General features: G+C 58.8%; 22 protein-coding genes. 16 read left to right on the top strand and 6 right to left on the bottom strand.

The genetic code is table 11. The features are described from left to right. The 3 genes from modB to JL015_RS01860 all read right to left on the bottom strand — a co-directional run bounded on the left by modB (window position 1) and on the right by JL015_RS01860 (window position 2,635). A complete protein-coding gene (modB, locus tag JL015_RS01870; protein WP_201017186.1) occupies window positions 1-681 on the bottom strand; it encodes a molybdate ABC transporter permease subunit in 681 nt (226 codons plus the stop codon). Beyond that, on the bottom strand, window positions 682-1,449 hold the full coding sequence (modA, locus tag JL015_RS01865; protein ID WP_201017185.1) for a molybdate ABC transporter substrate-binding protein: 768 nt from the start codon (window positions 1,447-1,449) through the stop codon (window positions 682-684). A gap of 109 nt (window positions 1,450-1,558) precedes the next feature. Continuing rightward, window positions 1,559-2,635: an NAD(P)H-dependent flavin oxidoreductase gene (locus JL015_RS01860; protein WP_201017184.1), complete on the bottom strand. Its 1,077-nt coding sequence runs from the start codon at window positions 2,633-2,635 to the stop codon at window positions 1,559-1,561. A 129-nt stretch (window positions 2,636-2,764) separates the two neighbouring features. Between JL015_RS01860 and acuR the strand changes: the two genes are divergently transcribed. Both acuR and acuI read left to right on the top strand, forming a co-directional pair. Next, window positions 2,765-3,400 carry an acrylate utilization transcriptional regulator AcuR gene (gene acuR / locus JL015_RS01855; protein WP_201017183.1) on the top strand — a complete coding sequence of 212 codons (636 nt, stop codon included), beginning with the start codon at window positions 2,765-2,767 and terminating at the stop codon, window positions 3,398-3,400. A gap of 46 nt (window positions 3,401-3,446) precedes the next feature. Beyond that, entirely contained in the window at window positions 3,447-4,430 is a 984-nt protein-coding gene (gene acuI, locus JL015_RS01850; RefSeq protein ID WP_201017182.1) for an acrylyl-CoA reductase (NADPH), read from the top strand. Here the strand turns inward: acuI and JL015_RS01845 are convergent. Together JL015_RS01845 and parS are read right to left on the bottom strand one after the other, a co-directional pair. After that, a complete protein-coding gene (locus JL015_RS01845) occupies window positions 4,391-4,870 on the bottom strand; it encodes an RES family NAD+ phosphorylase (RefSeq protein ID WP_201017181.1) in 480 nt (159 codons plus the stop codon). The two genes, acuI and JL015_RS01845, sit on opposite strands and share 40 nt — an antisense overlap. Beyond that, on the bottom strand, window positions 4,870-5,322 hold the full coding sequence (parS, locus tag JL015_RS01840) for a type II RES/Xre toxin-antitoxin system antitoxin (RefSeq protein ID WP_201017180.1): 453 nt from the start codon (window positions 5,320-5,322) through the stop codon (window positions 4,870-4,872). The genes JL015_RS01845 and parS overlap by 1 nt, the downstream gene beginning before the upstream one ends. A 559-nt stretch (window positions 5,323-5,881) precedes the next feature. Between parS and JL015_RS01835 the strand changes: the two genes are divergently transcribed. From JL015_RS01835 to JL015_RS01790, 10 genes are read left to right on the top strand one after another with little or no spacing between them, the layout of a single operon-like run. Beyond that, entirely contained in the window at window positions 5,882-6,274 is a 393-nt protein-coding gene (locus JL015_RS01835) for a cupin domain-containing protein (RefSeq protein ID WP_201000750.1), read from the top strand. Beyond that, complete coding sequence (locus JL015_RS01830) at window positions 6,267-7,766, top strand: methionine--tRNA ligase (protein ID WP_201017179.1); 1,500 nt, start codon at window positions 6,267-6,269, stop codon at window positions 7,764-7,766. The genes JL015_RS01835 and JL015_RS01830 overlap by 8 nt, the downstream gene beginning before the upstream one ends. A gap of 14 nt (window positions 7,767-7,780) precedes the next feature. After that, entirely contained in the window at window positions 7,781-8,923 is a 1,143-nt protein-coding gene (locus tag JL015_RS01825; protein ID WP_201017178.1) for an NAD(P)/FAD-dependent oxidoreductase, read from the top strand. Beyond that, window positions 8,920-9,906, top strand: coding sequence for an ABC transporter substrate-binding protein (locus JL015_RS01820; protein ID WP_236250134.1), 987 nt, complete (start codon window positions 8,920-8,922; stop codon window positions 9,904-9,906). Before JL015_RS01825 ends, JL015_RS01820 begins: the two co-directional genes overlap by 4 nt. A gap of 56 nt (window positions 9,907-9,962) precedes the next feature. Then, the gene (locus tag JL015_RS01815) at window positions 9,963-11,279 is read left to right on the top strand and encodes a SidA/IucD/PvdA family monooxygenase (protein WP_201017177.1); all 1,317 of its coding nucleotides are present in this window, start codon (window positions 9,963-9,965) and stop codon (window positions 11,277-11,279) included. A gap of 10 nt (window positions 11,280-11,289) precedes the next feature. Beyond that, window positions 11,290-13,299, top strand: a complete 2,010-nt coding sequence (gene sbnB / locus JL015_RS01810; RefSeq protein ID WP_201017176.1) for a 2,3-diaminopropionate biosynthesis protein SbnB — start codon at window positions 11,290-11,292, stop codon at window positions 13,297-13,299. 5 nt (window positions 13,300-13,304) lie between these two features. Then, the gene (locus tag JL015_RS01805; RefSeq protein ID WP_201017175.1) at window positions 13,305-15,095 is read left to right on the top strand and encodes an FAD/NAD(P)-binding protein; all 1,791 of its coding nucleotides are present in this window, start codon (window positions 13,305-13,307) and stop codon (window positions 15,093-15,095) included. Between the two features lie 40 nt (window positions 15,096-15,135). Further along, a complete protein-coding gene (locus tag JL015_RS01800) occupies window positions 15,136-15,780 on the top strand; it encodes a LysE family transporter (RefSeq protein ID WP_201017174.1) in 645 nt (214 codons plus the stop codon). Between the two features lie 32 nt (window positions 15,781-15,812). After that, the gene (locus tag JL015_RS01795; RefSeq protein WP_201017173.1) at window positions 15,813-16,964 is read left to right on the top strand and encodes an iron-containing alcohol dehydrogenase; all 1,152 of its coding nucleotides are present in this window, start codon (window positions 15,813-15,815) and stop codon (window positions 16,962-16,964) included. 6 nt (window positions 16,965-16,970) lie between these two features. Then, window positions 16,971-18,113 (top strand): serine hydrolase domain-containing protein, encoded by a 1,143-nt coding sequence (locus tag JL015_RS01790; RefSeq protein ID WP_201017172.1) that lies wholly within the window; start codon window positions 16,971-16,973, stop codon window positions 18,111-18,113. Between the two features lie 12 nt (window positions 18,114-18,125). Here the strand turns inward: JL015_RS01790 and ftrA are convergent, their stop codons facing one another. Beyond that, window positions 18,126-19,079, bottom strand: coding sequence for a transcriptional regulator FtrA (gene ftrA / locus JL015_RS01785; protein WP_201017171.1), 954 nt, complete (start codon window positions 19,077-19,079; stop codon window positions 18,126-18,128). 97 nt (window positions 19,080-19,176) lie between these two features. Between ftrA and JL015_RS01780 the strand changes: the two genes are divergently transcribed. From JL015_RS01780 to treS, 4 genes are all read left to right on the top strand, one after another. After that, window positions 19,177-19,782, top strand: coding sequence for a DJ-1/PfpI family protein (locus JL015_RS01780; protein ID WP_025260303.1), 606 nt, complete (start codon window positions 19,177-19,179; stop codon window positions 19,780-19,782). Between the two features lie 437 nt (window positions 19,783-20,219). Next, a complete protein-coding gene (locus JL015_RS01775) occupies window positions 20,220-20,480 on the top strand; it encodes a LysR family transcriptional regulator (RefSeq protein ID WP_201017170.1) in 261 nt (86 codons plus the stop codon). Window positions 20,481-20,515: 35 nt separating this feature from the next. Further along, window positions 20,516-21,091 (top strand): LysR substrate-binding domain-containing protein, encoded by a 576-nt coding sequence (locus JL015_RS01770; RefSeq protein ID WP_236250141.1) that lies wholly within the window; start codon window positions 20,516-20,518, stop codon window positions 21,089-21,091. A gap of 114 nt (window positions 21,092-21,205) precedes the next feature. Then, on the top strand, window positions 21,206-23,266 hold the full coding sequence (gene treS, locus JL015_RS01765; protein ID WP_201017169.1) for a maltose alpha-D-glucosyltransferase: 2,061 nt from the start codon (window positions 21,206-21,208) through the stop codon (window positions 23,264-23,266). Window positions 23,267-23,293: the final 27 nt, after the last annotated feature.

Raw genomic sequence — 23,293 nt, 5'->3', positions numbered from 1 at the left:
TCAGCTCCAGCCTGTTTTGGACTTGCCGCTTGAATAGAGCGCCAAAAGAACCAGAAATGAAAAAACCAGCATGGCGCCAGCCAGCCAGTGAGCTTGCAGGTACTCCATCGACTCGACGTGATCGAATATCTGCACCGACACCACACGGGTTTTCTCGGGAATATTGCCGCCAATCATCAGTACCACGCCGAACTCGCCCACCGTATGGGCAAAGCCCAGAATGGCACCGGTGATGAAGCCCGGCCTGGCCAGTGGCAGGACAACATTGAAAAAGGTGTCCCACGGGCCGGCTCTCAAGGTGGCAGCCACCTCCAGCGGGCGTGTGCCTATGGCTGCGAAAGCATTTTGCAAAGGCTGCACGACAAAGGGCATCGAATACAGGACCGAGCCAATCACCAGCCCGGTGAAGCTGAATGTAAGGGTGCCCAGGCCAAGGCTTTGCGTGAGCTGACCGATAAAACCGTTAGGCCCCAACAAAAGCAGCAGGTAAAAGCCGATGACGGTCGGTGGCAGCACCAGCGGCAATGCCACCACGGCGCCGACCGGGCCTTTGAGCCAGGAGTTGGTCCTGGCCAGCCACAGGGCAATGGGCGTGCCGATCACCAGCAGGATGACGGTTGTCAGCGACGCCAGTTTCAGCGTCAGCCAGATCGCCGCGATATCGGCACTCCCCAGCGGCATTTACAGTTGATACCCGAAAGACTTGATGACGCTGGCCGCTTGCGGGCCTTTGAGGTATTCGACCAGTGCCTTGGCGGCCGGGTTGTCCTTGCCTTTGTTGAGGATTACCGCGTCCTGTTTGATCGGGTCATGCAGCTCGGCCGGAACAATCCAGGCGGAGCCGCTGGCGAGTTTGCCATCCTTGTAGATCTGCGACAGGGCGACAAAACCCAGCTCGGCATTGCCGGTGGACACGAACTGGTAGGCCTGGGTGATGCTCTGACCTTCGACGATCCTGGCCTTCGTTGCATCGATCAGCCCCAGTTTGCCCAGCACTTGAGTGGCAGCCAGGCCGTAAGGTGCGGTCTTGGGGTTGGCGATGGACAAGTGCTGATACTGGTTGGCCTTGAGCACCTCGCCCTTGCTGTCGACATAACCCTCTTTGGCCGACCACAGCGCCAGCGTGCCGATGGCATAGGTGAAGCGCGAACCTTTGACGGTATCGCCTTCCTGCTCAAGCTTGGCCGGGGCAGTGTCGTCGGCGGACAGGAACACTTCAAAAGGCGCGCCGTTCTTGATCTGTGTGTAGAACTGGCCCGTTGCACCAAAGGCTGCGACCAGCTTGTGCCCGGTGTCTCTCTCGAAATCCTTGGCGATGGCCTGAATCGGTGCCGTGAAGTTGGCGGCGACGGCGACCTGTACCTCGTCGGCAAAGGCGCCGGTCATGCCTAGGGCTGCGATGGCAACGACCAGTGATTTGAGGGTAATGCTTGGCAGGGACACTCGCATGAAACGGCTCCGGGGGTGCTTTGGGGGAGAGTGGGCGCGCAGGAGATTGGCGGCCATTCGCTATATATTTAAATATATAGCGATGACGCGCTCGCAGGGAAGCGCTGTTTCAAATCCCGGAGAGTATTTTCAGCGCATTATCAGCCAGTTGCCGGGTCAGTTCGGCAGCAGACAGCTCATGTTTGATGCCCACGGCCTGGCCTGCCCACAGGTTCATGAAGCCGCCGTTACCTTGTGGTTCTGCCTTGGCACGAAGCGGCATCAACGCACCGCCAGCCAACGGAAAGGCGGGTGCAAGAGCGCTCATCGGGCCGAGTTCGCTCATGATCCGGTTGACGATGCCCCGTGCCGGGCGGCCCGTGAAAATATTGGTCAAGGCCGTCTGGCTGTCCGTGGCGCTGCGCAAGGCCTGATGATGCGGCTTGCTGACCTTGGCTTCGGGGCAGAACAGATACGCTGTTCCCACTTGCACCGCCGATGCGCCCAGGATGAAAGCCGCTGCGACGCTTCGACCTTCTGCAATACCTCCCGCCGCAATGACCGGAACGCTGACGGCATTGGCGATTTGCGGGATCAAGGCAAAAGTACCGACCTGGGTATGGAGTTGTTCGCTCAGGAACATGCCGCGATGGCCGCCCGCTTCGTAACCCATGGCAATAATTGCGTCGCAGCCGTTGCGCTCAAGCCAGACAGCTTCTTCCACTGTTGTGGCCGAGGAAATGATTCTGGCGCCGGTCGCCCTGACTCTGTCCAGCAAGGCTTGCTCAGGAAGGCCGAAATGGAAACTCACTACTTCAGGCCTTAGGATTTCGACCAGTGCGCAGCTATCTGTATCGAAGGGGGCCCGGTTTGAAACCGGGGTCGGGGCATCGAAGTCGGCCCCCAGTTCCTGATAGTAAGGTCGCAGCGCTTCTTTCCAGCGTTCGGCCCGTTCAGGGTCGGGAGCCGGTGGTGTATGGCAGAAGAAGTTCAGGTTCAGCGGTGCCTGGCTGTGTTGGCGAATCAATGCGACTTCTTCGCGTATTTGCTCAGGGCTCAGCATGGCGCAGGGGAGTGAAGCCAGCCCGCCTGCATTTCCGACGGCAATCGCCATTGCCGATCCAGTGGCTCCGGCCATGGGGGCTTGCAGGATGGGCAGGTTGATCGAGAACAGGTCGAGGATGCGTTTGTCAGGCCATGCGCTCATTCCATGGGCTCCATATCGAAGGCAGTCAAACCGCTATTGAGCGCGTTGCCATCGTCTTTGGCAACCCTTCAGGCAGATGTGGCCTGACGTGGATTTGACTTTAGAGACGGTCGGTCTAATATTGCCGCCATGACTATATTATCCGAGAAACCCAGACGCCCCGGTCGCCCGCCCAAGGTGGACCGAGAGAACCTGGAAACCCGCGAAGCCCTGATCCGCCGTGGCCTTGAAGTCCTGACCGAGCAGGGCTACATGGCCACGGGCATCGATTACATCCTCAAGGAAGTAGGCGTACCCAAAGGGTCTTTCTACCACTATTTTGCGAGCAAGGAAGTCTTTGGCCGTGCAGTACTGGATAGCTACGCCAGTTACTTCGCCCGTCGCCTGGATCGTTGGCTGCTGGATGAAGCGCTGTCGCCATTGGAGCGGCTGGTGGGGTTCGTCCAGAGCGCCAAGAGTGGCATGGCGCGCCATGGCTATCGGCGTGGATGCATGGTGGGGAATTTAGGTCAGGAAATCAGTGTTTTACCTGATGTATTTCGTGTTGAGCTTGAAGATATCTTGCAGGATTGGCAGGCAAAACTTGCTCACTGCCTCAAGGCTGCTCAGCAGGCTGGCGAGCTTGCCAGGGATGCCGATTGCAATGAGCTGGCGGCTTTTTTCTGGATCGGCTGGGAAGGCGCGGTGCTGCGTGCGCGGCTGGTTAAAAGCGAAAAACCCTTGAATACCTTTATTGCCGGCTTTCTCCGTGGCTTGCCGCAGTGATTGCTCGGGTCTATTTAAAGACGATCGGTCTAAATTGGAGGTGCATATGTTCAAAGGCATTTTGATCAACAAGGACGAGCAGGGATACCGCGCCAGCCTGACGGATATCGATGAAGCTTCGTTGCCGTCGGGTGATGTCACGGTGCGCGTGTCCAGCAGCACTCTGAACTACAAGGACGCCTTGGCAATAACCGGTGCCAGCCCGGTGGTGCGAAGTTTCCCCATGGTGCCGGGGATCGATCTGGCGGGGACGGTCGAAAGCAGCGATACGCCCGAGTTCAAGGCGGGTGATCAGGTCCTGCTCAATGGCTGGGGCGTAGGTGAGGCACATTGGGGTGGGCTGGCTGAAAAGGCACGGCTCAAGAGCCAGTGGCTGATTCCTTTGCCGCAAGCGTTCACGCCAGCACAGGCCATGGCCATCGGCACGGCGGGATATACCGCGATGCTTGCGGTTATTGCCTTGCAGAAACACGGCCTGACTCCCGACAGCGGCGACGTGCTGGTCACTGGAGCAAACGGTGGCGTGGGCAGCTTTGCGGTCGCCATTCTGGCAAGGCTCGGTTATCGAGTGGTGGCCTCAACCGGACGTCCTGCGGAAAGTGCGTATCTGCAGCAGTTGGGGGCGGCGCAGATCATTGACCGGGCTACCTTGTCCGAGCCCGGTCGCCCGTTGGCGAAAGAGCAATGGGCGGCTGCGATTGACTCGGTCGGCAGCCATACGCTGGCCAATGTCTGCGCCGGGATTCGCTATCGCGGCATAGTCGCTGCCTGCGGTCTGGCGCAGGGTATGGAGTTTCCGGGCTCTGTCGCACCCTTCATTCTGCGCGGAGTAACGCTGGCGGGGATCGACAGTGTCACACGTCCTCGTGCTGATCGGCTGGAAGCCTGGGAGCGGCTGGCCAGTGACCTGGATGTTTCGCTGTTGCCGCTGATCAGCCGTGAAATCGGTCTGAGCGAGGTCATCGACATTGCGCCACAACTGATTGCAGGTCAGGTGAGGGGCAGGTTGGTGGTCGATCTCGGCCGTTGACCCAGAAAGAAGTCAGCGACGTCCAGAATCTCTATCCGTCTTGCTGCCGGATGCAGCGGATTGAGCACGATGTTGCGGGCCTGTGGCAGTGCCGAAGAGGGTACGATCAGGCCCAGATGCTGACCACGCTTGAGCCAGGCTGTGCCGATATTCATGCTCTGGATATCGGCCGGGTTGCTGGCCCAGGCCTCGCCAAGCTGTTGCAGGTCGGGTTCGCAGTAAAGCTGCGGATCGTCCGGCAGCTTGACGCGCACGAGTTTCAACGCGATGCGGGGGACTTCTGTGCAATGTATAACGGTTTCCAGAGCACAGACTTCCGCCGTCATGCCGAAATACAGGGCCTTGTGCTCCGTGTGATTCCAGCGCCCGCCATATAACGCTGCGCCCTGGCCGCTCAGGTCAGTGGCGAACCGTGCCGTGGTGATTCTCCAGACCTCCATCAGACAACCCCGCCATAGGCGATAGCAGCGAGTGTCCGGCGTACTTGCTGGGCGCCAATCTCTGTTTCACACAAGCGCAGTGGACGCTGATCACCCAATGCCGCATTGGTCGTCAGCATCCATTGGCTGGCGCGTTCGGGTGTCTCGAAAATCTCCAGGGCTTGCGTGGCAATCATCGCGATCCGGTCAAGACGCTCCGATGCGACCTGGTCCAGAGGCTGTTGCTGACGCTGACGCCGTTCCAGAGTGGAAATCGAGGCGTTGAGCAATGCTTCGAGGTGTTCATTGCTCAGCCGGAATGCCTCGCGGACCGAGCGTATCCAGCCGGGCGCAAAGCCTGACTGGATGTTGGTCAAACGTTCACTTTCGGTACGTTTACTGACCTGATTGGCAATGAGCCAGAATTCGGCACCGTACTCGGTGTTGTGAGGAGATACTGCGGGGGTGGACATCGGAATGCCTGTCTTTGGCCGTGAGAAAACGCTCAAAAAACTAGCGCAAACAGGTTATTCATCAAGTCGAAAGTTGTTACTGCCGATTGCCCGATCAGCACGGGCGATAATTCAAATCAAAAAAAAGCCATCGCACTCACGTGGGATGGCTTAAAAAGATCTAACCAAAGGACTGATGAAGTGGAGCAGGTATTCAGGCCTGCGATGCGGTTTCGCAGGCTTTCCACATGTTCGTTCATCGCCTGCAACGGTAACACCGCTTTGATACATTCAATTATCAGCAACAATGATAGTGATTATCATTGTTCGCCCCTTGCGCGCCAATGCCTTGTAACGCCTGTCATAACGGTGTTTTTCATTTGAAATGAAATACTTTGAATCAAATGCCTGCACTGCCGTAAGAAATCTTACTAAGGCAAATGTGCTTCAGCGCAGGGTGAAGCCTTATATATACCCATCCAAAAAATCGATTCTACCCGCCTGACTTATCCAGTAATCCGATAGCCAACGTTTTTCACCAAATTCATGCTTTACCCATCTACAACGCACGGGTTTGAGCATGGAAAAGTTCGATATTCACCGTAAAACCAACTTCGACGCCCTGGTTCATGAGTACGGGCTCGATGGCAGCCGTCTGCTGCCATGGGATGGTTATCCGATGCCGTTTGCCGGTGGCTGGTGCGTTGTGCGCCCCGGCACCAGCAGTGAGGCTCATACCCAGATCGATCAGGAAATCTTCATCGCCATCAAGGGGCGTTCCAGGCTGGTCGTGGGTGAGCGGGAAATGGAGTTTGCCGTGGGCGATATTGCGGCGATCCCCAAACACACCAATCACTACGTCATCAATGATTCCGATGAGGACTTTCATTTCTACGTGGTCTGGTGGGACATGAACTACGTGAATGCCTTTGTCGAACAGCACAATGAAACGACGGGGTGTCTCAATGACTAAGTTCATCGTGACCATCACTCCGCCCACGCCCAACGGTGATCTGCACATCGGCCATATCGCCGGACCGTTCCTGGCGGCTGATGTTTTCACCCGTGTCCAGCGCCAGCGCGGGCATGACTGCGTACTGGTTTCCTACTCTGACGATTATCAGTCCTACATGCTGCGCAAGGGCATGGAGCTGGGAGTCGACCCGGTCGAACTGGCCAATCGCAATTCGGACCGCATTGAAGCGTCGCTGGCCGCTATCAACATCAAGCCTGACAACTGGATGCGTCCTTACCAGAACCCTTGGTTCGAGCAGGCGGTTTGCGAAGTCTTCGGCAAGGTCCGCAAGTCCGGCTTTATCGAGTTTCGCGATGCCGAGGAACCGTATTGCCCGGACTGTCGGGTATGGGGCTATGAGGCCTTTGCCAGAGGCAATTGCAACTATTGCGGGGCCGAGTCCGATGCCAGTCAGTGCGAGAACTGCGCACAGGCGCCTGATGCCGAGCTGATGACGGATCTGCACTGCAAGCTGTGCAAGCAGCCGTCGCAGTGGAAATCCACCCACCGTGCCTTCATGAAGCTGGCGGCGTTCAAGCCGGTCTTGCGCGACAGGCTGTTTGCCCGCAAATGGCGAAAACCGCTGGATAACTGGCTGCGCGACACCGTTGAAAACCTGCATGACTGGGGCGTTACGCGCCCTGAGGATGGCGGGCTGGATCTTGAAGCCGATGGGGCCTGTCGGGTGCATACCTGGTTCATGGGGCTGGCCGGTTACATGGCGGCTTTTCGCGAGCATGCCGATCAGGCCGGGCGTCCCGAACTGTTCCGTCAGTACTGGCAGTCGGGGCAGGGAACGCTGGTGCATTTCCTGGGGTTTGACTGTGTATTCAGCCACGCCATCGTTTACCCGGCGCAGTTGTCGGCCCTCGATGACATCAAGGTCAACCAGCGCTTCATGCCTAACCAGTTTCTCAAGCTTGATGGCCTGAACCTGTCCACCAGCCGCAACCATGCCATCTGGGTCGGTGATCTTGCCCGTGAGGCCTGTGCGGACAGCGCACGCCTGTATCTGGCCAGCATCGCCCCTGAAGAAAGCGAAGGCGATTTCCGCCTGGAGCACTTTCTGCAATGGCGGCAGAGGGTATTCAACGAATTTTTCCCGGCCTTGCTGGAGGCCGGGCAACGCTGCGATGACTGCTGGTGGAGTGGAGTCTGCGGCCAGGATGCCGGTTTGCTGGAAGCGCTGCGTCTGCAATGGATCAAGGCTTCGGACCCCGAACACTTCTCGATGAAGGGTATGGCTCAGGTACTGCTGGATGTGATCGCCATTACTGCTACGCGCCTTGCCGAAGGGCGCACGGTGATTCACCTGGCGGCGTTCCTGGCAGTGATCGGCAAATCGCTGATCCCGGAGATGTCAGCGCGCATCGTCACGGCATTCGGGCTGCCCGAGACACGGGTAAACGCCACAGTCATGTCCGGTTCGGCCGCTGAATACTCTATCTGAGCAGGAACATCTCGATGTTCATCGATTATGAAATTGCGGTGATTGGCGCTGGCATCGTGGGCGCCAGCATTGCCGCGAAACTGAGCAGTACGGGTATTTCCGTGGCGCTGATCGACAAGGGCGCAGCAGGCGCCCTTGGGGCCAGCGGTTATTCCGGCGGGCTGGTGCGTTTATACGACACCGACCCGCTGTTGATGGAACTGGCAGCGTATTCCATTGGCTTGATGGATGAGGGCGTTTTCGCCACCACTTACTCCAGTGCATTGCGCCGCACCGGCATGATTTATCGTGCCGCACCGGATCAACTGGAGGACATCTGGAGCGCGATCAGGCAACACGCCAAAGTGCGTTACCCGATGCATCTGGTCGGCACCCACGAACTCGATGGCGTGCATTATCCGCACTGCCACAAGGACGCGCGGGTCAATCTGTTCGAGCCTAGGGCCAGCGTGGGCAATGTGCGTCAGGCCGTGGCCCTGTTGAGCAATGTGGTCCGCCAGTACGGGTTATTGCTGGAGCACTGCGAGGTCAAGTCCATCGATTGTCGCTCCAGTCATGATGTTCGCATCGAACTGGGCAGTGCCACCTTGCGTTGCCGGGCGGTGGTCGTTGCCGCCGGAGCCTGGAGCCAGCATCTGCTGCCAGGAACGGATTTCGGGCTTGAAACCCGTTCTATCCCCCTGGCAAGGGTGATGACTGAAAGCACCTGGTTCATGCCGGTTATCGATGCCGTCACCCAGACTTACGGGATTCCCCTGACCCGCAATATCGTTCAGACCGGCTGCGGCTTGCGAGACAGCGGTGCCTGGCCGGAGACTCTGGCCCGCCCTGACGAGCGGCATGCCCTGGATGCCAGCCAGCGTGTGCAGCAGCTGTCTGCATCCAGCGGCCTGATCAGCGTGCTGGACGTGCTGCCGGGTTTTGACAGCTACAGTGCCGATGGCAGGCCGCTGGTTGGATTTTGCGATGAGCACAGCCCCGTTTTCATGGCCACCGGCATGTCCGGGCTTGGTTTCAAGCTTGCGCCCGGAATTGCACAGATTGCGTTCGACCAGTTGCGCAGCCATCTGGCGGGGCAGGAACTGAGCGGCGAATGGTCGGCTCTGTCACCGGCACGCATTCAGGCTGGCTCTGGCGACCCGGGTGTGCAGCCATGATGCATTTGCAGAAGTCCCGCGTTCTGCGGGTTGGCGTCAGTGCCTTGTTCGACCCCAGTGACACGCCTCATGCCCGAACCTTTCTGCGGGCCCTGGCTGTGGCGCGAAACTTCATTGCCGGGCTGGGCCAGGTGGAATGGCGCTTTCTCGATGATGGCGCCAATGCAGCGCGTGGTGCGGAAGTAGCGCGGCAGATGATCGATCGGGAGGTCGATCTGGTCGTCGGGCATTTCTCTTCCGATGCGGCAGTGAGCGCTGCGGCACTCTATCGGCAGGCGGGCATCGCCTTGCTGACACCTGCCGCGACCATTGACTGCCTGACGCTTGAGCACGACAACGTCTTTCGCTTTTGCCCGTCGGATCGACAGTTGGCCAACGATCTGCTGGCCTGGCTGAAAACTCGCCAATGGAATGTGCTGCATATTGGCGCTGACGGCAGCGCCCACGGCCAGGCATTGGCCAGGGCCATCGCCGAGGCGGCGAAACAGGCGGGCTTGCATCAGGTCAGCGAGCCGGGGCAGGCGCAGGTGGAAGTGTTCGCCGGGCGCTTGCAGGCCAGCCGCGAGCACTGGCTTGCACGACGTCGGTCCGGCAGCACGCGACCTCTGGTACTGACCGACGATGCCGCATCGCCTTATCTGGGCAATGCCCTTGCCAATGATCGTGACACCTATGTCATCGGTTTCGGTGTAGCCGGCATGGACGAAGAGTCGGGAGCCTCTTCATGTCATGCAACGGCTCTTCATCAACGGTTATACGGCGCAATGCCTGAAACCTATTACCGCGAAAGCCTGTTGATGTTTTACGTGCTGGCGGTATTGGCCAACAGCAACTGGCGCAAGGCCGAGCTGCTGTCGGCATTGAGCAACACAACTTTCAACACCCCGCTGGGCATCGTCAGCTTTGATCAGGGCGAGTGCAGGGGGGCGTTCAACAGTGTCTGGAAACTGGGCGAGAGAGGGCTCGCTCCCGTTACCGAATAACGCAACACGTCTATCTGCTTACTGCCATTTACTCCAGTTCTAAGGATGGTTATTTAATGGGTAACTTAGCACCACACACGTTTAATACCGATGCGGTCTGTATTGGTTTCGGGCCTGCGGGTATTGCACTTTCCTGTGTGTTCGAAGATGCACGGGAAGTTGATGATCCGCTGTCTCACCTGACAGTTCGTTATCTTGAGGCCGCGCAGGATACTCAATGGCATCGCGAACTTCTGCTGGCCGGGGCCGATATCAATCACCATGTTTTCCGTGATCTGGTAACGCCGCGCAATCCCCGCAGCCGCTTTTCGTTCGCCATGTACCTGAAAAGCCAGGGGCGCATGTTTGACTTCGGGCTGCTGGGGCGTCCTGCCAGTCGTCATGAGTGGTCGGACTATGTCGCCTGGGTTTCCCGGCAAGTCGACAGTCACACCCGTTTCAATGCGCCAGTCACTGAAATCCTGCCGGTGATCCGTGACGGTCGCTTGTGCGAAGTTCAGGTCAAGACCCCGGATGCCAGTTTCAACACGCGCAATATCGTGCTCTCCAGCGGCAGCGAGCCAAGGATTCCGGTCGAGTTCCAGACGCTGCTCGGCCCAACCCTGTTCCACACCTCGCAATTCCTGACGCGCCTAAAGGCTTTTGGCGACAAGCTGCCCAAGCGCTGGCTGGTACTGGGCTCCGGGCAGAGCGCCAGTGAGTCGGTGCTGGAACTGGTCGGGCGTGACAGCGGCATTGAGGTGCATTCGGTCCATCGCTCCGCAGGTTTCAAGCTGACCCAACTGGGCCAGTTCCCCAACCGGGTTTTCGCGCCGGATCATGTCGATTACTTCCATAGCCTGAACCATGCCGCGCGCCATCGATTCCTCGACTGGAGCCGTTCGACCAACTACGCCGGCATCGATCCGGACGAGAGCCAGAAGCTGTTCTCGATGATCTACGAAGACTCCATCGCAGGTCGCAAACGGCTGAAGACCTATGGCTACCGGGTCGTTTCCCACATCGAGCAGATCGACCAGGGTTATCGCGTGGCGTTGACCGATACCTTCAGCCATCGCACCGAAATTCTGGAAGTGGATGTGGTCGTGCTTGGCACGGGCTACCAGCAGTATCTGGTTCCACCCTTGTTGAGCAACCTGCAACCGTGGCTCAAGGCTGACCTGGATGGCGGCCTGATCATCGACAGGGATTACAACGTCGCCACTCAGGGCGAGTGCGACGTGAGCGTCTGGGTCAACGGCCTTTCCGAGCGGACCCACGGCATCAGCGACAGCCAGTCGTTTTCCTTGATGGCATTGCGGGCCGAGCGCATCGCCAATGCCCTTGGGCAAACCCTCAATACCCCGGCCGATGCTCCGCTCCTGACACAGTGAAGTGACCCTCATGTACGACAATATCTGCGATATCGTTCACGACCAGACCTTTCTCAAGGTAGCGGGGCTGGGGCATGAATTTTTCCTGAAAATGGAATCGCTCAACCCGGCCGGCTCCATCAAGCTCAAGACTGCCGTCGGCCTGGTGGATGACCTGCAAGCCCGTGGCCTGATTGGTCCGGACACCATTCTCATCGAGTCTTCATCCGGCAACCTCGGGGTTGCCCTGGCGATGATCTGCGCCGAGCGCTCCATCAGGTTTACCTGTGTGGTCGACCCCAACAGCTCCAATCACAACATCCGCATGATGCGTACTTATGGCGCCGAGGTGATCCAGGTCGATACGCCGGACGCCAATGGCGGTTTTCTGGGGACGCGCATCGCCCTGATCCGCGACAAGGTCAGCAGCGACTCGCGCTATGTCTGGCTCAACCAGTATGAAAACTCGGCCAACCCCCGCGCCCATGCGCGTACGACGGCACGTTCGATCGGCCGACATTTCGGGCATGTGGATTACCTGTTCGTGGGCGCTGGCACCACGGGCACCCTGATGGGCTGCGTGCAGTATTTTCAGCGTCATCACCCGACGACAAAGATCATTGCCGTAGACAGCGTTGGCTCGGTGACTTTCAACACACCGGCCAGTCGGCGTTTCATTCCCGGGCTGGGTACCAGCCAGCGCCCGCCGATCTTCAATGCCGAAGGCATCCATGCTCTGGAAATGGTGCCGGAATCACGCACCGTAGCCATGTGCCGAGTGCTGGCGCGCAGCAAAGGCTTGCTGGTTGGTGGTTCAACCGCCACGGTGGTGGCTGCCGTGCATGCCTGGCGCGAGCGCATCGAACCCGGCTCCGTTGTGGTGGCGTTATCGCCGGACTGGGGCGAGCGCTATCTGGACACGATCTACGACGATCAATGGGTCGAGCAGCGTTTTGGCAGCGAAGTGCTGAACATGACCCTGGCGGACATGCCGGTCGTGCCCGAGTGGACCACTTATCTGGCGGCTGAGCGCCTGCGCCAGACGCCGTTCCATGTGGTGGATGGCGAAGCGGTCGCGCGGATTCTGTCTGCCGACCCGCAAGCCTGCATCGATGATGTGCAGCGTGCGTATCTGGAGCATGAAGCGGGGCGTTCCATCAATCCTGACAGTTACTTCCTGCGCTTTCCCCAGGCCCCGGCCAATCGCATCATCGCGTTGCCGGCCAGCCTTTCAGGTGAACAGCCTGTGAGTGGCATCAAGTGGATTTCCAGCTTTCCCGGCAATATCGACTCGGGTTTGCAGCGTGCCTCGGCGGTCCTGATCCTCAACGACCCGCTGACCGGCTATGCCTTCGCGTGCCTGGAAGCTTCGCGCATCAGCGCCATGCGGACTGCGGCCTCGGCAGTGCTGGGGGCACGCTGGTTGAACCGCCAGCAACGCAATGTCCGTCGAATCGCCTTTATCGGCGCGGGGTTCATTGCCCGCACGATTCTGGACATGTTCGTCAGCGATGGCTGGGTGATGGATGAAGTCAGTGTGTTCGACAAGCACGTCGAATCGGCCCTGGCCCTGATCGAGCATGCTTCGACCCGCCATCAACTGACCAGCCACCCTGCGGACCTGGAAAGCAGTCTGCAGGCCGATGTGGTGGTGTTTGCGACAACGGCACCGAGCCCGTACGTGGACGATTACCCGTTCCGTCCCGAGCAGGTCATCCTCAATATTTCGTTGCGTGATCTTGGGCCAAAGGTCATTGCCCGCTCCAACAATATCCTCGATGACGTGGAGCATTGTCTCAAGGCCCAGACTTCGCCAGACCTTGCGGTGCAGCAGTATCAGGATCGCTCGTTCATCACCGGCACCCTGGCGCAACTGATGCTGGGCCTGATCGAACTGAAGCCGGACAGGGCGACGATCTTTTCGCCTTTCGGGCTCGGCGTGCTGGATCTGGCCGTGGGGCAGCGGGTTTATCAGCAGGCAATCACAGACTGCACGGCGCTGTCCGTGCCCCGGTTCTTTTTCGAATCGAATCGGTGGTGATGGCTATGCAGACTCTTTCCATCGAACGTTTCCTTGATGAATCCATACCTGTTGCCGAACCTGAAGCACGCAAGGTCGCCATTATCGGCATGGGCTCCAGAGGGTTGAGCATTCTGGAGCAGTTGATCGGCATGGCGCGTCAGGACCAGAGCCAATGCTGGGTGATCGAGGTTTCAGACCCGCAAGCGCCCGGCAGCGGCCTGCACCTGGCCGAGCAACCGGACTACCTGATGCTCAACACCATGGCCGGGCAGCTTTCGGCGTTTTCCAGTGCCTTTCCCGCTTGTGAGCCGGCGGGCATGACATTCCTGCAATGGTGTACAGCCCACGGTGTGCGTCTGGATGAACGTGGTCATACCTGTGATAACGAGCAGGGTCGCCCCGTCGGGTTTGGCGATTTCGTGCCGCGCAAGTTGCTGGGCCGCTATCTACAGGACTGTTACCGGTTTCTGCTGGAGCAATGTCCTGCCAATGTTCAGGTGTGTCATTACCCGCAAGAGGTGATCGCTTGCCAGCCATTGCCGGATGCGCCTGGCTTTCACTTGAAAGCCGCCAATGGCCGACAGTTCACCACCGAAGCGGTGTTTCTCACCAGCGGGCATGTGCCTGAAGCACGGGCAGAACTGGTAATTGGCGAGCGGGTCGCCATTGAAGGCCTTGGACTGGCCGCCATGGACACTGTTGCCGCGCTGACTCAGGGGCGAGGCGGGCGCTATGAACGCGACGATGGTTTTGCAGGATGGCGTTACCTGCCATCCGGGCGCGAGCCGCAGATCTACCTGTTTTCCCGTTCGGGACTGGCGTTCCATGCCCGGCCGCAATGGAGCCCGGCCAGCGGGGCGGCATTGCCCAGGTTGTTTTTCACTGCCCCTGCCATCGAGGCTTTGCGGCAGCAGAGCGCGACCGGGCAACTGGATTTCGAGCGGGACATCCTGCCGCTGATCGAAGACGAAATGCGTGCGGTGTTCTATCAGGCCAGGGTTCGGCTTGAAGCACCTGAACAACTGTTGTCTGTTCAACAAGGATTGCGGGCCGCGAAGGAAGCCGATGTTCGGGAAATGCTGTTTGCTCGCCTGGCCGGAGAGTGGGGTGAGTTCGAGCCGGCTCAATGGTTGCCAACCCGCCGCTGGACGGGGCAGAGCAGTGATTACAACCAGTGGTATCGCGAGTGGGTCGAGCATGATCTTGCGCTCAGTCGCCGAGGTACTGCGCAGAGCCCGGTGAAGCAGGCGCTGGAGGTCTGGCGCGACTACCGCGACCTGTTGCGAATGCTGGTGGATCGCAACGGGCTGACGGAGCGCTCGACTCTTGAGTTCTATGGCACCTGGGCCGGGCTTTCAAACCGTCTGGTCGGCGGGCCGCAAAAAGAGCGTTACGAAGACCTGCTGGCCTTGATGGACGCCGGTGTGGTCACGGTATTGCCGCCAATGAACGATGCGGGTTGCGCAGGTATCGAGTTCGACAGGGTGATCAATGCTCGCGTCCCCCATAGCGGTCTGTCGCGCAACGATAGGGGGCTTATGGGTGACTTGCAGCGCCAGGGGCTGGTCCGCGCCGCCCATGCATATCCCGCCGATGGCATCGAGACGGACAGTGTCGGTCGTGCGCTGAGCGCCGATGGTTCGGTACAGGAACGGCTCTGGGTCTTGGGGCCTGCCGTCGAGGGCTGCACCTTCTACAACCATTACGTTCCCACGCCGGACCCGACCTGCCGCGCACTCATTGAGGCGCGATTGGCCGTTGAGTCCTGTGTGGGTGTCCTGGGCATAAAGGCTTCAACCGTAACTCATCCGTAATCAGCAACATTACTTATTGAATTGAACAGGATAAATCTCCATGTACGAGATCACTTTGTTGACCGCGCTCGCCGGTGCTTTCATTGTTTTGATTATCAGCCCTGGCCCCAACTTTCTGGTTATTACCCAACTTTCCTTTAGTCAGTCGCGACAACAAGGTATTTGCGCCGGGTTGGGTGTGGCTTCGGGAAGTATTATCTGGGCATTGCTGGCGGCCACCAGTCTTGGGCTTATCTTTCAACAATTGCCCTGGTTGCAACCGGCCCTGCAATTGCTCGGCGGCACTTACCTGACCTGGCTGGGCAGCAAAAGCCTGCGCAGCGCGGGCAGCCAGCCCAGGCCGCGTGATATCCAGGCCTTGGGGATCGGCAGCCTGGGCCGCGCCTATCGCTTCGGGTTGCTGACCAATATGACCAACCCCAAGGCGCTGGCTTTCTACACCAGTGTATTCACTACGGTCTCCACGCCAGGTATGCCGATGTGGGTGCGTACCGCCGGAGTTTCGATCATCGCGATTCTGGCTATTTCCTGGTTTGTCCTGTTGGCGACGCTGTTTTCCATTCCGGCTGTTCAAGCGCGTTATCAGCGTATGAAGAAGGCCATCGACATCATTACCGGGCTGTTCATGATCATTTTCGGTCTGCGACTGCTGATGGGTTTATTGCCTGCCGGTTTTATTGGCTGAAACAACGTTCGCCTCAATAAAGGAATAGACACATGCACACTAACGACTGGAACTATCCCACTTCGATTCGAGTGGGGGCAGGGCGTGTCAGCGAGTTGGCCGAGGCTTGTCGCGTCACAGGGATCAAACGTCCGTTGTTGATTACCGACACGTTTCTGGGCAGTACCGACATGATTCACAGCGCCTTGGCCGATTGCCGCAAAGCGCTGGGTCACTGCGGCCTGTTCGATCAGGTCAAGGGTAATCCCACTGGCGATAATGTCGCCAATGGGCTGGAGGCTTATAAAACCGGTGGTCATGACGGTGTCATTGCCTTTGGCGGCGGCTCGGCGCTGGATGCGGCCAAGGCCGTGGCGCTGATGTCGGGCCAGAGCCGCCCGCTCTGGGATTTCGAGGATATCGGCCAGAACCATTTGCGGGCCGATCCACTGGGGATTGCCCCTGTCATTGCCTTGCCCACCACGGCGGGCACGGGCTCTGAAGTCGGGCGAGCCTCGGTGATTACCGATGAAGAAGCGCGGGTCAAACGCACCATCCTGCATATCCGCATGATGCCGCGCATTGCCATTCTGGATGCCAACCTGACGCTGGATTTGCCCACGCACCTGACCGCAGCCACCGGTGCCGATGCCCTGACTCACTGCATGGAAGCCTATTGTTCGCCGGTTTATCACCCGATGGCCGAGGCGGTGGCAGTCAAGGGTATGCAACTGATCAAGGTCCACTTGCCCAGAGTCGTGGAGGACGGTCACGATCTTGAGGCTCGCCAGCAAATGCTGGTGGCTTCAAGCCTGGGCGCCGCCGCCTTTCAGCGCGGGCTGGGTGGTGTGCATGCCATCGCCCAGAGTCTGGGTGCCTTGTATGACCTTCACCATGGTTTGTTGAATGCCATTTTGTTGCCCTATGTGCTGCAAGCCAACGAGTCAGCCCTGACCACGCAGATGGATGACCTGGCGGTTTACCTGCGTTTGCCTGTGCCGGGTTTCACGGGGGTCATGGAGTGGGTGCTGCAACTGCGCGAGCAGATCGGTATTCCTCACATGCTGGGTGCAATTGGCATCGATGAACGTGATGCAGAGCTGGTGGGGCGCATGGCATTTGCCGATGGCTGCTCGCACACCAATCCGATCCGCCACTCGGCGCAGGTCTATGCGCAGATATTCAGCCATGCAGTCAGAGGGTAGTAGCTCATGGCGTCTATCGATGCGCGGGTTATCGAGCGTCTGGCCGAGGTCTGGCATGGGTTTGTGGATCAGGGCTCGATTGTCGGCGGTGTGCTGCTGGTGGCTCAGGAAGGCGAGATTCGCTACACATCCGCTCGTGGCTGGGCGGATCGTGAGAGCCGCATAGCGGCCCGGCGCGATACCCGGTTCCGCCTGGCTTCGCTGACCAAGTTGCTGACTTCGGTCACGGCCTTGCGTCTCTGTGAGCTGGGGGTATTGTCACTGGAGGCTCCGGTGACAGCCTGGCTCAAGGACTTTCGCCCGCAACTGGCGGATGGTCGCGAGCCGTTTATCACCTTACGGCACTTGCTGTCCCACACCTCGGGCTTGAGCTATGGCTTTGAGCAACCCCCGGGGAATGCCTATGCCTTGGCCGGAGTGTCGGACGGGCTGGATCTTGTCGCCATGGGCCTGCAGCAAAACCTGCAACGTCTGGCCAGTGTGCCTCTGTTGTTCGAGCCGGGGACTGGCTGGGGTTATTCGTTGGCTACGGATGTGGTGGGTGCGGTTATCGAGCAGGCTACCGGCCTTGCGTTGCCCCAAGCGGTTGCTCGCTGGGTGACGGAGCCCTTGGGCATGAGTGCGACAGGTTTCAGTCCCGATGGCGATCAACCGCTGTCCAGCGCCTACAAGGACGGAGTTTGTGGCCCGGAGCGGGTGGGCCGCCATGATGTGCTGGTGCTCGACAGCGGGCATGCCTGGCTGTCGTCGAGTCGGGCTTATGAGCTTGAGGCTTATGCTTCGGGGGGCGCGGGCATGCTGGGCTCGGCTGATGACTATCTGCGTCTGCTGGAGTGCCTGAGGCTGGGCGGTTCACCGGTATTGAGCGCTGCCAGTACCGCCAGCCTGTTGGGCAATGCCATTGGTGATATCGGGCTGGCGCGCAGGGGAGCAGGCTGGAAGTTCGGGCTTGGTCCGGTGGTTCTTGCTGATCCTGAACTGGCTCGGCATCCCCAGGGCGCGGGTACCTGGTCGTGGTGTGGTTTATATGGTTGCCATTACTGGGTCGACCCTCAGGCCGGGATCAGCATGGTTGCCTTGACCAATACCGCCGTGGCCGGGGCATGGGGGGTATTTGCCGATGGGCTGGTCGAGGCCATCTACGGCTAGAACCGGCCAGTATCAAGCCCTGGCAAACTGCTTGCGGTAACTGCTGGGGCTGATGCCCACCAGATTGCGGAAGTGCCGACGGAAAGACTCTTCCGAACCAAAGCCTGCCCGGTCCACTACTTCGTTGAGGCGGATGCGCGAAGACTCCAGTAATTCCTTGGCGTAGGCGATTCTCTCACCGAGCAGCCAGTCATAAGGCGTCAGGCCGGTGCTTTCCATGAAACTGCGGTGCAGAGTGCGGGTACTGACTGCGGCGCGGGAAGCCATTTCCTTGATGGTGTGCGGGCGCTGCAAGTCGCTGCGGATCCAGTCCATCAGGTTGGAGATCGGCCCATCGGCGGCCGCGACCAGTTGCCGGGAAGCGTATTGCGACTGTCCGCCTTCGCGATGGGGCGGAATTACCATGCGCTGCGCCACCATATTGGCAACACGCGAGCCGTGATCGTTACGCACCAGATGCAGCATCATGTCCAGGCCTGCTGCAGAACCGGCAGCAGTCACGATATTGCCTTGATCGACATACAACTCATTGGGCTGGATGGTCAGGCCCGGATACATGGTGGCCAACAGATCGGTGTAACGCCAGTGAGTGGTTACCTTGTGCCCATCGAGCAGACCGGCCGCTGCCAGCACAAAGGCGCCGGTGCAGATAGAGCAGATGCGCGCCCCGCGTGCATGGGCTGCCTGAAGCTGTTCGATAAGTCGTTGAGGAATGGCGGATTCCACCCCGCGCCAGCCGGGGACGATGATGGTGTCGGCGTTTTCCAGCAGCACATCACCGGGCGTTGGGACGATGGTAATGCCGCCCGCCGCTGTGATCGGGCCGTCATCTACCGGGAATGTGGCGAACTCATACCAGCTTACGCCTAGCTCGGGCCTTTTCAGGGCGAAGACTTCCACCGTGCAACCAAATTCGAAGGTGCAGAGCTGGTTGTAGATGAGGGCAACGACGAGATGATTTTTCATGGCGCGATGTTACCGGATATTGGCATTACCGACAGTAGTTCGGTGTGATGCTACTGGGTAATCTGACGGCTGTCACCAAGTACTCTGGAGCCCCTTCATGTCACTCAATATCGGTATCTACGTCTATGACGATGTCGAAGTCCTGGACTTCGCAGGGCCCTATGAAGTGTTCACCACTGCAACGCGCATGCATGCACGCAAAAGCCGCGACGAACGGCCATTGTTCAATGTATTCACCATTGGCCGAAGCACCGCTTCGGTACGCGCCAGGGCCGGCCTGAAGGTCGACCCGGACTATTCGATCCACGATCATCCGGCCATGGATTGCCTGATTGTACCGGGTGGCGTTGTAAACGCCGAACTGGAAAAACCGGATGTCATCCACTGGATCAGTGATCAGTCCGTGCCCGGCCGTGTGGTTGCTGCCGTCTGCACCGGCGCTTTCTTGCTGGCCAAGACCGGCAAGCTGGCGGGTAAGCAAGTCACCACTCACTGGGAAGACATCGCCGACCTCAAGGAAATGTTCCCCTCCATCGATGTACTGAGCACTCTGCGCTGGGTCGATGAAGGTTCCTTCGTGACCTCGGCGGGCATTTCCGCCGGTATCGACATGAGCCTGCACCTGGTTGAACGCTTGCACAGCCGCGAACTGGCGGAACGCACCGCTCTGCAACTAGACTTCGACTGGACCGAAAACGACTAGGCTTCGCACGCAAACTGGCTGCGCGTCGCTCATGCTGCGTTGAAAACAGGCTCGGAATGCTCATTTACAACACGTAAACTCCGCTTCCTCGCCTGTTTTCGCCTTGCCTGAGCGTCGCTCGCCGAGTTTTCGTACAAACCCTGGGCCATCCTGTCATTGCGTTTTTTCCTGTTTTTTCAGAAGCATCGGTGCCGATATTCCCTCTGCCTCACAGCCGTTGAGCCGCGCAGGGAATATCACTGATTTCGTTACGCGCTTGTGCGTAACGCACCTTTCTCGAAAAATGCAGCGGTCGCTTTACCCCGTCTGACACATCCCTCTGTGTTGCCCTGCGGCAGGCTGCGGGATTGCGTTTGCGGGGCTTCTTGTATTCCCTTCACCAACCTGCTCAATTGCAGGCCCGCGCCCACTATCGCCACGTCCAGAGTGCAGGAAATATGAAAACCCACTTCTTCAAAGTCGTTCAAGCCGTTGCAATGCATGGTTCTTTCTCGGAGGCTGCGGCCATCCTGGGCTGTAGTCAGTCCAATATCAGCTACGCCATCAAGGAGGTTGAGGATTTTTTCGAAAAGCGCCTGTTCATCCGCAGCCGCACAGGCTGCACCCTGACCCCGGAAGGAAAAGTCATCACCCAGACCCTCGGCAGTATCATGGCGACGCTTGAACAACTAAAAAAAATAGGGCCAGCGGTACTGTAACAATCCACTATTTCACACACATTCTCGAAACAAGCCTGGATACGTCGCTGGATTTTCTGGCCCGGATTTACCCGGATATCCATTTGAGCGTTGTGCACAGCAACGAACAAAACCCCTCTCTGGACCCCTTGAGAAAAGAACTGGCCGATATCCTGATCCTGCCCAGCACCGTGCAGAGCGAGCACTATATCGAGCATCATCACTGGTCCGACTATTACGTGCTGGTGTGCGCCAGGAACGGGCATCCTTCCGTACACAGCTTCACTGAACTCTCGCAAACCGTGCGCTATGTTGCCTGGCGTCATCCAGGCCTTGAGCGTCTGCACAATCATCTTGCCTCGGCCCAGTTGCGCCTCAGCCATCGCGGGGAGCTCAGTTGCCTGGAAACATTGCTGGACCTGATTGCCAAGGGGCATTGCATTTCGATACTGCCCAGCGCCTTGCTGGCCGGCCGTTTCAGCAATCTTGTGCCCGTTCCGCTACCCTTGACGATCATGCGTCATATCAGCGTCGTCGCACGGCCCACATCGCTATTGTCCAATGCGGCCAATGCCGTGCTGCAGACATTGAAGAAGCCATCGATCATCCCGACCAAGCGATTGCTCACATAAAACCGGATGCAACGTTTTCCATCGCTGGCGCTCATACCCATAGGTAATGAATTCGGGACGGGGCGCTTGCGGTCTGTCTTGAGCCACCCTAATGGACGTGGATGACTGAACCTTATGACGACACCGGACAAGCAGTATCTGGACTGGCTGGTTGAACAATCAATGCTCAATGCCGCAAGGCAGCGTGCCAAATCCTATGGCGGGCAGGGCAGGTTATGGCAGCGACCTTTCGCCCATGCTCGTCCCAGGGATGCTTCGGCGATAGCCTCTGTCTGGTTCACGGCCTATCCGGCTTCCATCATTACCCGCGAAGGCGGCTCGGTTCTGGAGGCATTGGGGGATGAAGCGCTTTGGCATTCCTTGTCCGAAATCGGCATTCAGGGCATTCATAACGGCCCGCTCAAACTTTCCGGTGGCCTGCAAGGCCGCAATCTTACGCCCAGCATCGACGGCAATTTTGACCGGATCAGTTTCGGCATCGACCCGCAACTGGGGACCGAAGCCCAGTTACTGAACCTCAGCCGCATCGCTGCCGCGCACAACGCCGTCATCATTGATGACGTGATTCCGTCACACACCGGCAAGGGCGCGGATTTTCGGCTGGCGGAAATGGCTTACGAGGATTATCCCGGCCTCTACCATATGGTCGAGATCCGTGAGGAAGACTGGCATCTGTTGCCTGACGTGCCCGCTGGACGTGATGCGGTCAACCTGATGCCTGAGGTGGTCGATCAGCTTCGGGACAAGCATTACATCGTCGGGCAATTGCAGCGCGTCATTTTCTTCGAGCCGGGTGTCAAGGAAACCGACTGGAGTGCCACGGCCGTGGTTCAGGGCGTGGATGGCAAGGCCCGGCGCTGGGTTTACCTGCATTACTTCAAGGAGGGCCAGCCATCGCTCAACTGGCTGGACCCAAGCTTTGCTGCGCAGCAGATGATCATTGGCGACGCACTGCATGCCATTGACGTCATGGGCGCGAGGATCCTGCGCCTGGATGCCAATGGCTTTCTGGGTGTGGAGCGCAAGGCTGAAGGCTCGGCCTGGTCGGAAAGCCACCCGCTGTCGATTACCGGCAACCAGTTGCTGGGCGGCGCAATCCGCAAGGCGGGCGGCTTCAGCTTTCAGGAACTGAACCTGACTCTGGACGATATTGCGGCCATGTCCCATGGCGGTGCCGATCTGTCCTACGACTTCATCACCCGGCCTGCCTATCAGCATGCGCTGTTGACCGGCACAACCGAGTTCCTGCGCCTGATGTTGCGTCAGGTGCATGTATTCGGAATCGACCCTGCTTCATTGATCCATGCCCTGCAGAATCATGATGAACTGACCCTGGAGCTGGTGCATTTCTGGACCTTGCATGCCCATGACACCTATCACTACCAAGGTCAGACCTTTCCCGGAAACATCCTGCGCGAGCATATCCGCGAAGAGATGTATGAGCATCTGGCGGGCGAGCATGCGCCCTACAACCTCAAGTTCGTCACCAACGGCGTGTCCTGCACCACGGCCAGTATCATCACTGCAGCCTTGGGGATTCGTGACCTCGACACGATCAAGGAGGCAGACATCAAGCAGATCCAGCACATTCACTTGTTGCTGGTGATGTACAACGCGATGCAGCCCGGGGTTTTTGCCTTGTCCGGGTGGGACCTGGTCGGTGCATTACCGCTGCCCGCCGAGCAGGTTCAGCACCTGATGCAGGATGGCGACACCCGCTGGATTCACCGTGGGGCCTACGATCTGGCGGACCTCGACCCCGAAGCTGAGTTTTCCGCGGGCAACATGCCCCGTCCCAAAACCTTGTACGGCAGCCTGATCAGCCAGTTGCAGCAGCCGGACTCGTTTGCTTCGCAACTCAAGAAGATACTCGCGGTACGCCGTGCCTATGATATTGCCGCCAGTCGCCAGATATTGATTCCCGATGTGGAGCACCCCGGCCTGCTGGTCATGGTCCATGAGTTGCCCGCCGGCAAAGGCACGCAGATCACGGCCCTCAACTTCAGCGCACAGACCATTGTCGAAACCCTGCACTTGCCGGATATCGCGCCGGGGCCGGTGGTGGACATCATCAATGAGCGCGTGGAAGGGGATCTGACGCAACAGGGCGAATTCACCATTACCCTCGATGCCTATGAAGGGCTGGCGTTGCGCGTGGTCAGCACCATTTCTTGACGAAATCATGACATCTGCTCCCCGATA

It is taken from the genome of Pseudomonas cichorii (assembly GCF_015471405.1).
GTDB lineage: Bacteria > Pseudomonadota > Gammaproteobacteria > Pseudomonadales > Pseudomonadaceae > Aquipseudomonas > Aquipseudomonas serbiensis.
Note: the sequence above shows the minus strand (reverse complement) of the source record. Positions and strands in the feature narration are given on the sequence as shown.

Excerpts from the sequence above, each read along its gene's own strand:
- JL015_RS01780 (WP_025260303.1), top strand. The coding sequence starts at position 19,177 with ATGTCACTCAATATCGGTATCTACGTCTATGACGATGTCGAAGTCCTG.
- modB (WP_201017186.1), bottom strand. The coding sequence starts at position 681 with ATGCCGCTGGGGAGTGCCGATATCGCGGCGATCTGGCTGACGCTGAAA.
- modA (WP_201017185.1), bottom strand. The coding sequence starts at position 1,449 with ATGCGAGTGTCCCTGCCAAGCATTACCCTCAAATCACTGGTCGTTGCC.
- JL015_RS01790 (WP_201017172.1), top strand. The coding sequence starts at position 16,971 with ATGGCGTCTATCGATGCGCGGGTTATCGAGCGTCTGGCCGAGGTCTGG.
- acuR (WP_201017183.1), top strand. The coding sequence starts at position 2,765 with ATGACTATATTATCCGAGAAACCCAGACGCCCCGGTCGCCCGCCCAAG.
- JL015_RS01845 (WP_201017181.1), bottom strand. The coding sequence starts at position 4,870 with ATGGAGGTCTGGAGAATCACCACGGCACGGTTCGCCACTGACCTGAGC.
- JL015_RS01800 (WP_201017174.1), top strand. The coding sequence starts at position 15,136 with ATGTACGAGATCACTTTGTTGACCGCGCTCGCCGGTGCTTTCATTGTT.
- treS (WP_201017169.1), top strand. The coding sequence starts at position 21,206 with ATGACGACACCGGACAAGCAGTATCTGGACTGGCTGGTTGAACAATCA.
- JL015_RS01795 (WP_201017173.1), top strand. The coding sequence starts at position 15,813 with ATGCACACTAACGACTGGAACTATCCCACTTCGATTCGAGTGGGGGCA.
- JL015_RS01860 (WP_201017184.1), bottom strand. The coding sequence starts at position 2,635 with ATGAGCGCATGGCCTGACAAACGCATCCTCGACCTGTTCTCGATCAAC.
- sbnB (WP_201017176.1), top strand. The coding sequence starts at position 11,290 with ATGTACGACAATATCTGCGATATCGTTCACGACCAGACCTTTCTCAAG.
- ftrA (WP_201017171.1), bottom strand. The coding sequence starts at position 19,079 with ATGAAAAATCATCTCGTCGTTGCCCTCATCTACAACCAGCTCTGCACC.
- acuI (WP_201017182.1), top strand. The coding sequence starts at position 3,447 with ATGTTCAAAGGCATTTTGATCAACAAGGACGAGCAGGGATACCGCGCC.
- JL015_RS01830 (WP_201017179.1), top strand. The coding sequence starts at position 6,267 with ATGACTAAGTTCATCGTGACCATCACTCCGCCCACGCCCAACGGTGAT.
- JL015_RS01805 (WP_201017175.1), top strand. The coding sequence starts at position 13,305 with ATGCAGACTCTTTCCATCGAACGTTTCCTTGATGAATCCATACCTGTT.
- JL015_RS01835 (WP_201000750.1), top strand. The coding sequence starts at position 5,882 with ATGGAAAAGTTCGATATTCACCGTAAAACCAACTTCGACGCCCTGGTT.
- parS (WP_201017180.1), bottom strand. The coding sequence starts at position 5,322 with ATGTCCACCCCCGCAGTATCTCCTCACAACACCGAGTACGGTGCCGAA.
- JL015_RS01815 (WP_201017177.1), top strand. The coding sequence starts at position 9,963 with ATGGGTAACTTAGCACCACACACGTTTAATACCGATGCGGTCTGTATT.
- JL015_RS01820 (WP_236250134.1), top strand. The coding sequence starts at position 8,920 with ATGATGCATTTGCAGAAGTCCCGCGTTCTGCGGGTTGGCGTCAGTGCC.
- JL015_RS01825 (WP_201017178.1), top strand. The coding sequence starts at position 7,781 with ATGTTCATCGATTATGAAATTGCGGTGATTGGCGCTGGCATCGTGGGC.
- JL015_RS01775 (WP_201017170.1), top strand. The coding sequence starts at position 20,220 with ATGAAAACCCACTTCTTCAAAGTCGTTCAAGCCGTTGCAATGCATGGT.